Raw genomic sequence first — 14,011 nt, 5'->3', positions numbered from 1 at the left:
GACCTTGGTGAATTAAGAGGCGATTCACCAAGGGATTCGAACTGTCAGCCAGCCTTCAGGAAGCCGTACTGCCGCGCCATCTGACGATTTCGCACATAGCTTCGGCCTGCGGCCGCGATCGCGAACAGGACGATATAGTCGACGACGCCGTAATAAAGCGCGGTCCCGAACCCATCGAGCGGAAGAAAGAACGTGCCGTCGAACAGGCTGAAGTGAATGAAGCGTACCGCGATGTCGAGCAGGAACACATAGAAGGCCATCAGCCCCCAGCCGCTCCAGGCCATCGCCGTCGAGCGCCCGATCGCGAAGGCGGCTGCACCGCCGAGGATGACGGTGACGAAGACGAATTCCCAGATCGAGACTTCCCAGATGAGACCCATTTCGGCTTCCATCAGTGGGCTCCCCCTTCAAGATAGGCGCTGCGCACTTCTTCGCGCGACAGGAGTTCCTTGCCGGTCCCGCTCATCGTGATCGAGCCGTTGACCATGACATAACCGCGATGGGCGAGGCGCAGTGCGTGGAAGGCGTTCTGTTCCACGAGGAACACCGTGAGCCCTTCGGTCCGGTTGAGTTCACCGATCGCCGAGAAGATCTGTTTCACGATCAGCGGGGCAAGGCCGAGAGAGGGCTCGTCAAGCAAAAGAAGCTTGGGCCGGCTCATCAGCGCGCGGCCGATGGCCAGCATCTGCTGCTCGCCGCCCGACAGCGTTCCGCCGCGCTGGCCGCGCCGTTCCTTGAGGCGCGGAAACAGCTCGAACACCTTGTCGAGGTCGGACTGGAAGTCTTTCGGATCCTCCAGGATCGCGCCCATCTGCAGGTTTTCCATCACCGTCATGCGCGAGAAGATGCGCCGGCCCTCGGGGGACTGGGCGATCGAGCGGGACATGATGTCGTGGGTCGGCAGCCGCGTGATGTCGTCGCCGCGATAGATGATCTGGCCGTTGCGTGCCTGGGGCGAGCCGCAGATCGTCATCATCAGCGTCGACTTGCCGGCGCCGTTCGCGCCGATCAGCGTGACGATCTCGCCGCTATAGACATCGACATCGACGCCGCGCAGCGCCTGGATCTTGCCGTAGAACGTCTCGACGCCGCGGATCGACAGGAGAAGTTCGCGATTTTCGGAATCGTCGATCACCGCGCTCATGCCTGGCCTCCGTCGGACATGGTTTGTGTCGCCGCCTTCTGTGAGGCCGGGTGCTTGAGGTCTTCCTCCACCTCATCGACCTCCTCGTCGTCGACGCCGAGATAGGCAGCGATCACCTTCGGATCGTCGCGCACGGCGCGGGCATCGCCGTCGGCGATCTTCTTGCCGTAGTCGAGCACCACGATGTGGTCTGAGATTTCCATGACGACGCCCATATCGTGCTCGATGAGAAGAACCGAGACGCCGTCGCGGTCGCGGATCGAGCGCAAGAGATCATTCAGTTCGGCCGACTCACGCGGGTTCAGGCCGGCGGCCGGCTCGTCGAGGCAGAGAAGGCGCGGATTGGTGCACATGGCCCGCGCGATCTCCAGCCGGCGCTGGTCGCCATAGGAAAGATCGGCTGCGGGATCGTCGGCTCGGTCGAGAAGCGAAATGCGGTCGAGCCACGCGATTGCCTTCTCCTTGGCGCGCTCTGCTTCGCGTCGCCAGCCCGGAAGGCCGAGCAGGCCGGCGATCGAATATCCCGAAGCGCGCATCAGATGGTTATGCTGGGCGACGAGCAGGTTTTCCAGAACCGTCATGCCGCCGAAGAGACGGATATTCTGGAAGGTGCGCGCGACGCCGGCCGTCGCCGTGATGCGGAAGTCGTTCATCCGCTCCAGGAGATAGATGCCGTCTTCGCCCTCGCGGCTGTATTGCTGGCCGGACTTCGTCAGGTCCGCAATCGAGGCGTCGGTCGGCTTCTTGCCGCGCCGAAGCACGATGCGGCCCTCGGTCGGCTTGTAGAAGCCCGTAACGCAGTTGAAGACCGTGGTCTTGCCGGCGCCGTTCGGGCCGATCAGCGCCGTGATATCGCCGCGTCCGACACTGAAGGACAGGTTGTCGATGGCGACGAGCCCGCCGAAGCGCATGGTCAGATGCTCGACCGTCAGGACCGGATCGTCGGTCCACCGGGCGTGGGCGGCAGGCGTGGCTTTCTTGTCTTGCATGATGCTGGACATGATCAGTGACCCTCGCCCTGGCTGACGAGATCGGCGCCGATCTTTTTCTTTTCCTTGTAGAACACCGACGGAACGCGGGTCGATATGAGACCTCTCGGCTTCCAGACCATGATCGCGACCATCGCGAGACCGAAGATCAGCATACGGTACTGGGTCGGATCGAAGCCCGCACCGAACACCGCTTCGAGAACGGTGAGATTGCGAAGGAGCTCGATGCCGCCGATCATCACCACCGAGGCGATGACGACGCCGAGCTGCGAGCCGAGACCCCCGAGAACGACGATGGCGAGGATGATCGCCGATTCGATGAAGGTGAAGCTTTCAGGCGAGATGAAGCCCTGTCTCGTCGCGAAGAACGAGCCGGCGAAGCCACCGAACATCGCACCCGTTGCAAAGGCCGAGAGCTTGACGTTGACCGTGTTGATGCCGAGCGCTCGGCAGGCGATCTCGTCTTCACGCAAGGCTTCCCAGGCGCGCCCCACGGGCAGCTTGCGCATGCGCATCGTGACGAAATTGGTCAACAGCGCGAGGGCAAGGATGATGTAGTAGAGGAAGATGAAGCGCTGGATCGGATTGTATTCGATCCCGAAATAGGCCGCGAAGCCATCATCGCCGCGCGAGAATTCCAGGCCGAACAGCGTCGGCTTGGGAATGCCGAGAAGACCGTTCGGGCCGCCGGTGAAATCGTACCAGTTCAGGAGAACGACGCGGATGATCTCGCCGAAGGCGAGCGTCACGATGGCGAGATAGTCACCGCGCAGGCGCAGCACCGGGAAGCCGAGCATGATGCCCCAGAGCGCCGCGAACAGGCCGGCCATCGGCAGGCAGACCCAGAAGCCGAGGTCTAAATTCGTCGACAGGAGCGCGAAGGAATAGGCGCCCACCGCATAGAAGGCGACATAGCCGAGATCGAGGAGACCGGCGAGGCCGACGACGATATTGAGGCCCCAGCCGAGCATCACATAGGTGAGAATCAGGATCGACAGGTCGAGCAGATAGCGGTTCTGCCGTGGCAGGAACAGGTCGAGCAGGAACGGCAGGAAGATCGCGACGAGCAGCAAGGTAATGCCGAGAATCTTGCCGATCGGCAGCGATTTGCCGCGCGAAGCCGTGCTCTTGAAGAGCTGCGTTATCGGCCTTTCGGTGCGAAAGATGAAGAAGGACAACAGGAAGCGGCCGACGAAGGCGATGCCGATCCACGTGACCCAGAGGCCCGGCCTCAAGGTGAGATCGAGACCGCCGCTTCCGATATCGGTCCGGAACATGAAGAAGAAGATGGTGAGCGCGCCGACGAGGGCAGCGGTGATGCCGGCCTCCTTCAGGGAGCGGACGAGGCGCGAGTCCCCCTCCGGAGCCTGGCTGAAGGGCGGCTCGCCCTGCATCGCGTCGCGGATCGCCTCGTTTTCGAGCTCTTCGCCCTCGGGCCGGTTCGAGGCGGTTGGCTGGTTGGTGCTTGCCATGTTCCTCAGACCTTCTCGACTTCCGGGCGGCCGAGCAGGCCGGAGGGCATGAAGATCAGAACGATGGCGAGGATCGAGAAGGCGGCCACATCCTTGTATTCAACCGAGAAATAGCCCGACCAGAAGGTCTCGATCAGGCCGATCGCGAGCCCCCCGAGCATTGCGCCCGGCAGCGAACCGATGCCGCCGAGAACGGCTGCGGTGAAGGCTTTCACGCCGGCTATGAAGCCGATGTAGAAGTCGATGACGCCGTAATAGAGCAGATACATGGTGCCGGCGACGGCCGCGAGCGCGGCGCCCATCACGAAGGTCAGCGAGATCGTGCGGTCGACGTTGACGCCGAGAAGTGCGGCCATCTTGCGGTCCTGCTCGCAGGCGCGCTGCTGGCGGCCGAGCGAGGTCTTGCCGATCACCAGCGAAAAGGCCGTCATCAGGACGATCGTCGAGACGATGATGATGATCTGCATGTAGGAGAGCTGAACGACGATGCCGCCGGGCCCGTCCATCAGCGTGATGCCCCCCTGGATCTGCGGCGGTAGCGGCTTGACGCGCGCGCCCTGGGTGACCTGAACGAAGTTCTGCAGGAAGATCGACATGCCGATCGCGGTGATCAGCGGAGCGAGACGGAAGGAGCCGCGCAGCGGCCGGTAGGCGACCCGCTCGATCGTCCATCCCCAGACCGCCGTGAACAGCATGGCGACGGCGAGAATGATGAGGAGCACCAGCGGCAGGAAGGTGATGCCGAGGGCGGCCAGCGCCAGAAATGTCGTGAGCGCAATGAATGCGCCAATCATGAAGATCTCGCCATGGGCGAAGTTGATCATGCCGATGATGCCGTAGACCATCGTGTATCCGATGGCGATCAATCCGTAGATCGATCCCAGCGTGATCCCGTTGATCAGCTGCTGCAGAAAATATTCCATTCGCGCCCGTCTTTTTACCGCGTGCTTTTGGTTTGGATCGACAGCTTTTTGAACTCGGTCAGGAAGCGCTGCGTCCGGCAATGCTCGCCTTGAAAAAAATCAAGGCAATTTCAGAACGTGATGCATTCCATAGCATCACCCCGCTGGCAAGTGCCAACTTCACCAATCCTCGCTTCGTTTGCGAGGGGGCGTGGAAGACATGTGCGCTGCATCAATCATTGTAAGTGATGGATTTGCGCAACGCTTCGGCGGGTTGAGCGATCTTCGATGCCTGCAATCTGCAGGGCACAAATCTTGTGGGAAAGTACTCTTTGGAATAGGTCTGAAGTGGGAGACGAGCCAGGGTGCCGAGTGTGGCACTGCGGCCGGGAGGACAATCATGGAACTGGCCGATCCAGCCATCGGCCGGCGATCGCCGCGCGGTATCGAAACGTCGGTCTATTCCGGCTGCGACATCGAGGAAGCTTGCGAGACCGCGCGGGCAGTCGCCGCGCGTGGCGAATTCACCTTGATGCTCGCCCTGTTCGACCGGGGCTTCGAGGTCGGCGAACTGGCGCGTTGCCTCAGGCGTGAGGTCGAAGTTCCAACGCAAGTCTGCTCATCGACCGCCGGTGGCGTCGGACCGTTCGGCTATATCGATGGCTGCATCATTTTCGTATTCTTCTCTTCGTCCGAATTCGAGGTTCTCGCGGACGTGGTTCCGTCCATCTCCTCCGGCGGACTGGAGCGTGGGGCATCCGTCGCGAGCAATCTCTACCAGCGGTTCCAGAACCATGTGGCCCACCGGCGGATGGATGACGCCGAGAACGGCAAGGTCTTCGCGCTGACCTTTATCGACGGCCTTTCGAAACATGAAGAGGTCGTGGTCGCCGCCGTGCAGCGCGGACTGCCGAATCTTCCGCTCGTCGGCGGTTCCGCCGGCGACGGACTTGCCTTCGAGCAGACCTATGTCTGCCTCGACGGACGGGCCTATACGGATGCGGCGATCGTCTGCCTGATCTGGACGAAAAAGCCGTTCAGGGTGTTCAAGTCCGATCATTACCGACCAACCGATGTCCGCCTTGTCGTGACCGGATGCGATCCGGAGAAGCGGCTCGTCACGGAACTCAACGGGATCGACGCGGCACAGGAATATGCGAGTGTTCTCGGTCTCGATCCGCAAGGTCTCACCCCCTTCTCCTTTGCCGCACATCCGCTGGCGGTGCGGGTCGGTGGAGAGCATTACTGTCGCTCGATCCGCCGCATGGAGCCGGACGGCCTCTCCTTCTTTTGCGCTATCGAAGAGGGCGTCGTCCTCACCATCGCCGAAGCCACAGACATGATCGATTCGATGAGCTGCGCCCTGGACAGGATCGCCGAGGAGCTCGGCGGTATCGATGTCGCGCTCGGCTTCGACTGCATTCTTCGACGGATCGAAGTCGAGGAACGCCAGCTGACGCGCCGGGTCGCCAAGGTGTTCGACGATCACAACGTCATCGGCTTCACGACCTATGGCGAGCAGTTTGCCTCCATGCATCTCAACCAGACGCTGACCGGAATCGCCTTCGGCGCCTCGAAGGTGGAACCGCTCGCCGAGGAACACCGCGCGAGCGTCGGGGCAGGGGCAGGGGCAGGGACATGATACTTGGCACGCTCGGGACGATCGCCGCGGACGAACAGCCGGAGACCGATTCGCCCGAAAAGGAAGAAATCCGCCGTTTGAAGCGCATCAATCTCGCCTTGATGCGACGGATCGATCAGGTCACCGACAGCCAGGCCAATGCCTATTCCCTGTTCGAGACGGCGATCCAGCGCGAGACCCAGGTCCGGCTGCGGACCGAGGAACTTTCCGAAGCGTTGAAGGCGCTGGAGGAGACCAACCGGAAGAACCTTGCAGCGCGAGAGGCGGCCGATAACGCCAATCGATCGAAGTCTAAATTCCTGGCTGCCGCCAGCCATGACATCCTGCAACCGCTGAATGCCGCACGCCTGTCGCTCTTTGCAGTGCAGGGCTCAGGGCTCAATCCGGAGGGCGAGCGCTTCGCGGTGGCGGTCGATCGCGCGCTCGATACGATGGAAGACCTGATCGGCAGCGTTCTCGAAATCGCGCGCCTCGATGCCGGGGTGCTCGAGCCCGATATCGGCGAGATCGCCCTCGGCGATCTCTGTGCGGGTCTTGCCGCGCAATTTCAGCCGCTTGCGCGGGAAAAGGGCCTTTCCCTGCGCGCCGTAGGCCGCGATCTGATCGGCCTGTCCGACGCGGCCCTCTTGCGCCGGCTTCTGGCAAATCTCCTCTCGAACGCGATCCGCTATACCGACAGGGGCGGCGTTCTGATCGGCGCCCGGCGACGTGGCGACTGTGTTCGCGTCGATGTGGTCGATACGGGACGCGGGATCGCGGCCGATCAGTACGAGAAGATTTTCGAGGAATTTCATCGCGGCCGGCTCGGACCCCAGACGTCGAGCGCACGGCCGGGTCTTGGCCTTGGCCTCTCCATCGTCAAGCGCACGACGGCTTCGCTGGGACATCGTCTCACCTTCCGCTCCCGCGAGGGGCGAGGAAGTGTCTTCTCCGTTACCCTGCCGCTCGCGCCGGTCCAGCATCGGCAGGAAAAGCCCGCTTCGCCGCGGGTTCAGGCCTCCGGCATCGGCCTTGCCTTTTCCAAGGTGCTGCTTGTCGAAAGCGAGAAGGCGGTCATGGAGGCGACGGTCGCTCTCCTGGAGCGCTGGTCGTGCACGGTGCGCACTGCGACCGGCATCGGCGAGGCGCAGGCAATCCTGTCCCAGGACAAGTTCTATCCGGATGTCGTCATCGCCGATTATTGGCTCGACAAGAGGCAGCTTGGAACAGATGTCGTGGAGGCCGTGCGATCGATGCTCGGCCGCAGCGTGCCGGCCTGTGTGCTGACGTCCGATTATGCCGACGAAACCGAAGAACAGGTCCAGAAGAGCGGCTGCGAGCTGATCCGCAAACCCGTTCGGCCTGCCGAGCTTCGCGCTCTGCTCGCCCATATGACGGCTTGATCCGGATCAGACCTAAACCCGTTCGAGCCGCTTGCCATCGCTCGCCTGCTGGCCGAGGCTTTCGAAATCGAGCTTGGAGATTTCGATCACGGCCTGGGTTCGGCTGAAGACGTTGAGCTTGCGCAGTATTTCCGAGACGTGCGCCTTCACGGTCGTTTCGCCGACGGACAATTCGTAAGCGATCTGCTTGTTGAGAAGCCCCTGGCGGATCATCGACAGGACGCGCAATTGCTGCGGCGTCAGGCTCGCGACGCGCGAGGCGAGCGAATCGACATCCGGGTGATCTTCCGGCCCATTGGCGATGAGTTCGTCCTGCACATAGACCGAGCCGGACAGGACCTCCGTGATCGCCGTCGCAAGATCCAGCTTCTTGGCCGATTTCGAAACGAAACCGGCCGCGCCGTAGGAGAGGACGCGCCGCACGATCTTCGGGTCGTCGAGGGCGGAGACCACAAGAATCGGCAGCTTCGGAAACCGCGCCCGTAATTCGAGAAGTCCCTCGAAGCCGGACACCCCGGGAATGGTGAGATCGAGAAGCGCCAGATCGAAGCCCGTCTCATGGTCGTCGACCGCCTTGATGGCGGCTTCGATCGCGTCGGTCTCGACGGTCTGAGAGTCGGGAATGGCCGCATCGATCGCAGCGCGCAGGGCATCGCGGAAAAGCGGATGGTCGTCGATGAGGAGAAAGGTCGTCATGATGTGCCCTCGAATCCTGCCGGCGGCGGCCAGCCCACCTTATCAAACTTTGTGCAGCTTACGGTGAGCCGGCAGGCTAGTGCAATTCGCCTTTGGTGCGGGAGCGGCGCTGTTGTCCAGTCGTCTGGCGAAGTGTTCAAGCGCCGCCGGTCCTATCCCGGATTGTTCGATTCCGGCAGCCGGCGATCCTGGGCAAGGTTTGCGGCCTCCGGTTTTGTCACCGTTGCTCCTTCCACCCAGCGCGCGACGAACCACCAGCCGACGGCCCAGGCCGCTCCGATGGTCCAGCCGGCGAGCACGTCCGTCGGCCAGTGGACGGCAAGATAGACCCGGCTGACACCGACGAGGATCGTCAGGATGACCGCGCAGGTGACGAGAAATATCCGGATCCGCACGCGCGGCTCCACCCGGGCCGTGAGGATTGCGAGCGTGAGATAGGTGACCGCCGACATCATCGCATGGCCGCTCGGAAAGCTTGCCGTGTAGACATGCGTGCCGTGGGGCACGAGGTCAGGGCGGGGTCGCGAAAAGCCCCATTTGAGGAGTTGGCTCATGGCAAAGCCCGAGGCAATCGCCGCGATGACGACCAGCGCGGTGCGCCATTTGTCTTGCATGAACAGATAAAGGGCGGCGAACGCCGTCACCATGATGAGGACGCCGGTTCCGCCGAAGGCCGTCATGTCCCGCCCGAACACTTCGAGCCATGGCGGGCCGAGGGGATCGCGCGGATCGGCCGCACTACGCATCAGGAGAAGGATATCGCGATCCAGCGCCTCGGTGTCGCCTTCCAGAACCTCGCCGGCCAGGGCGACGAAGGCCCAGATGCCGCAGGCCGCGATCAGGATCGCGATCAAGACTTTCAGCTCGATCCGGCTTTTGATGAAGTGTTTGATGGTGTTGAGATCGAACATGCGTCGGTTCCTGTGGCGCTTGTTTCACCATGTGGGGGCATGCACGGTCCTGGCAACGCAAGCGGTGAACGATTGCGCGTGATCTCAAAGGTCTGGTAATCGCCTCGTCCATGAGCCCAATCCTCCGCTTCGCTCCGTCTCCGACGGGATTCATCCATATCGGCAATCTCCGGACCGCGCTGTTCAACTGGCTTTACGCCAAGAGCCGTGGCGGCGCGTTCGTGCTGCGCTTCGATGACACCGATCGCGAGCGCTCGACGCGGCAATTCGCCGACCAGATCGAGGCCGATCTCGCCTGGATCGGGATCGAGCCGGACCGCACCTTGCGGCAGTCCGAGCGGATCGCGCTTTATGACGATGCGGCCGAGAGGCTGAAAAGCTTAGGGCTTCTCTATCCTTGCTACGAGACGCCGGACGAACTCGACCGCAAGCGCAAGAGGCTGGCGGCGCGCGGATTGCCGCCGGTCTACGGCCGCGAGGCGCTTCGCCTTTCGCCGGAAGAAAAGCTTGCGTTCGAGGCCGAGGGACGCAAGCCGCACTGGCGGTTCCTTCTGCCCAACCACGACGGCGACCCCGCGATCACCAGACGGACCGAAGTCAGTTGGGATGATCTGGTGCGCGGGCCCCAGACGGTCGATCTCGCCTCGCTCTCCGATCCCGTGCTGATCCGTGCCGATGGCAGCTATCTCTATACGTTGCCGTCCATCGTCGACGACGGGGAGGCCGGTGTCACCGACATCATTCGCGGCGACGACCACGTGACGAATACCGGCGTCCAGATCCCGATCTTCGAAGCACTCGGGCTGACCGCGCCCCGCTTCGGTCACCACAATCTCATCACCACGATCGGCGGGGAGGGGCTTTCTAAGCGGACCGGCTCGCTGTCCATCATGGCGTTGCGCGAAGACGGCTACGAACCGATGGCGGTCGCCTCGCTTGCGACCCTTGTCGGGCTTTCAGGTTCCATCGAGGCGGTCGAGACGCTCGACGCACTGGCGGCGCGGGTGGATCTTGGCGAGGTGTCGGTCTCGGCGTCGAAATTCGATCCGGCCGAGCTCGATCGCCTCAACGAGGAAATCGTGCATGGACTGGACTATGCCGCAGTCGCCGATCGTCTTTCGGGGCTCGCTATTCCGGATGGCGAGCGCGAGGCGTTCTGGCTGGCCGTGCGGGCCAATTGCGCGAAGGTGCGGGACGCAGGGTTCTGGTGCGATGTCGTCTATGGTGAAATCGAGCAGAATACGAATACGGACGCCGAAGAACAGGCTTTCCTGACGACCGCGCTGGAGCGCCTTCCCGAAGGCCCGGTTGGCGAGACGACCTGGAAGGTCTGGACCGGCGACCTGAAAAAAGAAACCGGCCGCAAGGGCCGGTCGCTTTTCATGCCGTTGAGGCTTGCCCTGACGGGGCTCGATCACGGCCCGGAACTGGCCGCGCTCCTGCCACTCATTGGTCGGGAAAGAATCGCGGCCCGACTCGGCGGATAACCTTCTGCCGATTGGAGACCTCGGCGACGTCCTTGCTGCCGCCTCTGAGGTCGCTCACCAGAATGGCCTGCGGTTCCGGCCTGCGGATTGGAAGCGGAATGGCGGATTGGAACGGAAGCTCGCCCAGGTCATCTGCGACCTCGATCTTGAAGGCGGGTTCCGGCTCGATTTCACAGGCCTTCGCTGCCGTCGCATCGATCCCTTTGGTCTTGTAGGCGAAGGCCGTTGCCAGATCGGTGTAGTTCTTGCCCGTCGAGTGGCTCACCATGTTTTCTGCTTCCTCGCGCAGGACACGGTGAAAATAGAGATCGACCTCCGTACCAGGACAGCGCGCCTCGCATGCTTCCATGTCGCGGTCGAAATAGTCCTCCGTCGTCGAGAAGCTCACCGGGAAGAAGTAGCCGTCCGCCTTGCGCACGCAGAGCGTACGATAGGTGTAGCTCGATCCGCGAGAGGAAGTGGCGCTGGCGCTTCTTGAACGGGCTGACGACCGCGACGAGCGGCTGGCCGACTGACGCTGGCGTTTCACCGATCGTTTGACCGTTCGCTTCCGTATGACCTGCCGCCCGATGGTTCGCTTTGGAGCGGCTTGGCCGATCTTGCGGCGATGAGCGGCTGTCGGAGCGCCAAACAACCGTTCCAGAACGGATTGCGCCTGGGCCTGCATCGGCACCATGGGAATCATGCCGGCGACCATCACGCTGAATGCGAGCACCAGTCGCGGAACGGTCCGATAGAGTTTCGTGGCAAAGGTCATGCGTCACCACACAAGGTTCATGAAAGCGAGTAGCGGAAGTAAGTAGACGGAATGGTCGGTCCGTCTACCCTTAACGATCTCTTCAGGCCGTGTTTTACCCCACTGCACGCGATGCGCAATGCAGGTTGGAAAGCAGGGTAAATATCGGCAGTGACCGAATTTTCGGCTATTCCTGAGCTGCGTTCCTATCTTTCGCGTTTTGAACCACTTGTGCGGCAGCGATGGCAGCCATGTTCACGACACCGCGCGAGGTAACCGATGGCGTCAGAACGTGGGCTGGCGAATTCGTCCCCAGAAGAATGGGCCCGACATGCAGCGCCTCGAGCATGGTCTTTACCACGTTGAGCGTGATGTTGGCGGCATCGAGGGTCGGGAAGATCAGGAGATTGGCTTCACCGGTCAGAGTGGAGTTCGGCATGGTCCGTTCCCGCATCGCCGCATTCAGCGCTGCATCGCCGTGCATCTCCCCGTCGATTTCGAGATCCGGACACCGCTCACGGATCAGCGCAAGGGCCTTGCGCAGCTTGCGGGTATCGTCGGTATCGTCCGTGCCGAAATTGGAATGGGAGACGAGCGCGGCCTTCGGCGTGATGCCGAAGCGTTTGATCTCCTCGGCCGCAAGGGCGGTCATTTCCGCGATATCCTCGGCGGTCGGGCAGCGCTGGACATAGGTATCGACGAAGAACTTCGTGCCTTGCTGCGCGATGAGCACGCTGAGCGCGGCGAAGCGCCGGACGCCCGGTTCCAGGCCGATGACCTGGCTGATGTCGCGCACATGGTGGGGGTAGCGCCCCTCAAGGCCGCAAATGAGGGCTTCGGCCTCGCCGCGCGCGACGGCTGTTGCCGCGATCACCGTTGAATTGGTCCGCATGACGGTGCGCGCCGAGTCCGGCGAGATTCCCTTCCGGCCGACCTTGGCGAAATAGGTGTCGACATAGTCGCGATAGCGCGGATCGTCGGTCGGATCGACCACCTGAAAGTCCTTTCCAGGCGCGATCGAAAGCCCGAACCGCTTGAGCCGGCTCTCGATGACCGAAGGACGGCCAACAAGGATCGGCTGGCAGACGCGGTCTTCAATAAGAACCTGAGAAGCGCGCAGCACGCGCTCGTCCTCGCCGTCCGCGAAAATGACCCTGTGATCGGTATCCTGGGTGGTCTTGAAGATCGGCTTCATGATGAGGCCGGACCGGAACACGAAGCGGTTGAGCTTCTCCATGTACTGGTTCATGTCCTCGATCGGCCGGCTTGCAACGCCCTCCTTCTCGGCGGCTTTCGCGACCGCCGGGGCGATCTTGAGGATCAGGCGGGGATCGAAGGGTGTCGGAATGAGATATTCCGGTCCGAAGATCGGCGTGCCCGACCCATAGGCCTTCGCGGCGACCTCGTTGACGTTTTCGCGGGCGAGCGCGGCGATGGCATCGACCGCCGCCATCTTCATCTTCTCGGTGATATGGGTCGCGCCACAATCCAGCGCGCCACGGAAGATGAAGGGGAAACACAGGACGTTGTTGACCTGGTTCGGATAGTCCGAGCGGCCCGTACAGATCATCGCGTCCGGGCGCACTTCGCGGGCAAGATCCGGCATGATTTCCGGAACCGGATTGGCAAGGGCCAGGATCAGCGGATTCTCCGCCATGGTCTTAAGAAGCTCGGGCTTGAGGACGCCTGCCGCCGAGAGGCCGAGGAAGATGTCGGCGCCGTCGATCGCATCCTCGAGGGTGCGCTTGTCGGTCTTGCGGGCGTATTTGGCCTTCCATCGGTCCATGCCGGTGTTGCGGCCTTCGTAAACCACGCCGTCGCGATCGGTCACGAGGATATTCTCGGGCTTGGCGCCGCATTCGACCAGGAGGTTGAGGCAGGCGAGGGACGCCGCGCCCGCGCCGGAGGCGACGATCCGAACGTCTTCCAGCTTCTTCTCGGACAGCAGCAGCGCGTTGCGCACCGCCGCCGCGACGATGATCGCGGTGCCATGCTGATCGTCGTGGAAGACCGGGATCTTCATTCGCTCGCGCAGGCGCGATTCGATCTCGAAGCATTCCGGCGCCTTGATATCTTCGAGATTGATGCCACCGAAGGTCGGCTCAAGCGCTGCGACCACCTCGCAGACATGATCGATTTCCCTGGCGTCGATCTCGATGTCGAAGACGTCGATATCAGCGAATTTCTTGAAGAGAACTGCCTTGCCCTCCATGACCGGCTTGGAGGCGAGGGGGCCGATATCGCCGAGGCCGAGAACGGCGGTGCCATTGGAGATGACCGCGACGAGGTTGGCGCGGCTCGTATAGTCCGCCGCCTTATGCGGGTCTTCGGCGATCTCGAGGCAGGGTGCGGCGACACCCGGGGAATAGGCAAGCGCGAGATCGCGCTGGTTGCCGAGGGGCTTGGTCGCCTGGATCGCCAGTTTCCCGGGCTTTGGATTGCGGTGGTAGAAAATCGCCTGCTGGTCGAGATCGCCTTCTGACAGACGTTCGCTATCGCCGCTGGATGCCATGTTTCCCGTTCCCTCGATATCGTTTGTTTTGTCGATAGAGGATAGGGTCAGAAGCCGCGTAAGCCAACGCACAAGCGAGAGCATATTACAGGCGTTCGCACCTATCCGTCTTTTTTTGCGATAGCGGTTGTTGCTCTC

12 protein-coding genes are annotated in these 14,011 nt (G+C 62.3%); 3 read left to right on the top strand and 9 right to left on the bottom strand.

Annotated elements, in window-relative coordinates; all coding sequences use genetic code 11:
* Positions 1–44: 44 nt before the first annotated feature.
* From ABDX79_RS14175 to ABDX79_RS14155, 5 genes are read right to left on the bottom strand one after another with little or no spacing between them, the layout of a single operon-like run.
* On the bottom strand, positions 45–392 hold the full coding sequence (locus tag ABDX79_RS14175; protein ID WP_346220957.1) for a DUF6867 family protein: 348 nt from the start codon (positions 390–392) through the stop codon (positions 45–47).
* Positions 392–1,144, bottom strand: coding sequence for an ABC transporter ATP-binding protein (locus tag ABDX79_RS14170; RefSeq protein ID WP_346220956.1), 753 nt, complete (start codon positions 1,142–1,144; stop codon positions 392–394). The genes ABDX79_RS14175 and ABDX79_RS14170 overlap by 1 nt, the downstream gene beginning before the upstream one ends.
* Complete coding sequence (locus ABDX79_RS14165) at positions 1,141–2,145, bottom strand: ABC transporter ATP-binding protein (protein ID WP_346220955.1); 1,005 nt, start codon at positions 2,143–2,145, stop codon at positions 1,141–1,143. Before ABDX79_RS14165 ends, ABDX79_RS14170 begins: the two co-directional genes overlap by 4 nt.
* Positions 2,146–2,147: 2 nt before the next feature.
* A complete protein-coding gene (gene livM / locus ABDX79_RS14160) occupies positions 2,148–3,605 on the bottom strand; it encodes a high-affinity branched-chain amino acid ABC transporter permease LivM (RefSeq protein WP_346220954.1) in 1,458 nt (485 codons plus the stop codon).
* A gap of 5 nt (positions 3,606–3,610) precedes the next feature.
* A complete protein-coding gene (locus ABDX79_RS14155; protein ID WP_346220953.1) occupies positions 3,611–4,528 on the bottom strand; it encodes an ABC transporter permease subunit in 918 nt (305 codons plus the stop codon).
* Positions 4,529–4,907: 379 nt separating this feature from the next.
* Here ABDX79_RS14155 and ABDX79_RS14150 point away from each other — a divergent pair, with 379 nt between their 5' ends.
* Together ABDX79_RS14150 and ABDX79_RS14145 are read left to right on the top strand one after the other, a co-directional pair.
* Entirely contained in the window at positions 4,908–6,149 is a 1,242-nt protein-coding gene (locus ABDX79_RS14150) for an FIST N-terminal domain-containing protein (RefSeq protein ID WP_346220952.1), read from the top strand.
* Positions 6,146–7,531: an ATP-binding response regulator gene (locus ABDX79_RS14145; protein WP_346220951.1), complete on the top strand. Its 1,386-nt coding sequence runs from the start codon at positions 6,146–6,148 to the stop codon at positions 7,529–7,531. Before ABDX79_RS14150 ends, ABDX79_RS14145 begins: the two co-directional genes overlap by 4 nt.
* A 12-nt stretch (positions 7,532–7,543) precedes the next feature.
* Here ABDX79_RS14145 and ABDX79_RS14140 read toward each other — a convergent pair whose 3' ends face one another.
* The gene (locus ABDX79_RS14140; RefSeq protein ID WP_346220950.1) at positions 7,544–8,227 is read right to left on the bottom strand and encodes a response regulator transcription factor; all 684 of its coding nucleotides are present in this window, start codon (positions 8,225–8,227) and stop codon (positions 7,544–7,546) included.
* A gap of 152 nt (positions 8,228–8,379) precedes the next feature.
* Complete coding sequence (locus ABDX79_RS14135) at positions 8,380–9,138, bottom strand: phosphatase PAP2 family protein (RefSeq protein ID WP_346220949.1); 759 nt, start codon at positions 9,136–9,138, stop codon at positions 8,380–8,382.
* Positions 9,139–9,248: 110 nt separating this feature from the next.
* Here ABDX79_RS14135 and gltX point away from each other — a divergent pair, with 110 nt between their 5' ends.
* Positions 9,249–10,625, top strand: a complete 1,377-nt coding sequence (gltX, locus tag ABDX79_RS14130; RefSeq protein ID WP_346220948.1) for a glutamate--tRNA ligase — start codon at positions 9,249–9,251, stop codon at positions 10,623–10,625.
* Here the strand turns inward: gltX and ABDX79_RS14125 are convergent.
* Both ABDX79_RS14125 and ABDX79_RS14120 read right to left on the bottom strand, forming a co-directional pair.
* Positions 10,585–11,382 (bottom strand): DUF2865 domain-containing protein, encoded by a 798-nt coding sequence (locus ABDX79_RS14125; protein ID WP_346220947.1) that lies wholly within the window; start codon positions 11,380–11,382, stop codon positions 10,585–10,587. The two genes, gltX and ABDX79_RS14125, sit on opposite strands and share 41 nt — an antisense overlap.
* Before the next feature lie 166 nt (positions 11,383–11,548).
* Positions 11,549–13,873, bottom strand: coding sequence for an NADP-dependent malic enzyme (locus ABDX79_RS14120; RefSeq protein ID WP_346220946.1), 2,325 nt, complete (start codon positions 13,871–13,873; stop codon positions 11,549–11,551).
* Between the last annotated feature and the right edge of the window lie 138 nt (positions 13,874–14,011).

The sequence above is a fragment of the Fulvimarina fulva genome (assembly GCF_039652615.1).
GTDB lineage: Bacteria > Pseudomonadota > Alphaproteobacteria > Rhizobiales > Rhizobiaceae > Fulvimarina.
This window is presented reverse-complemented; position numbering and strand designations above follow the sequence as displayed.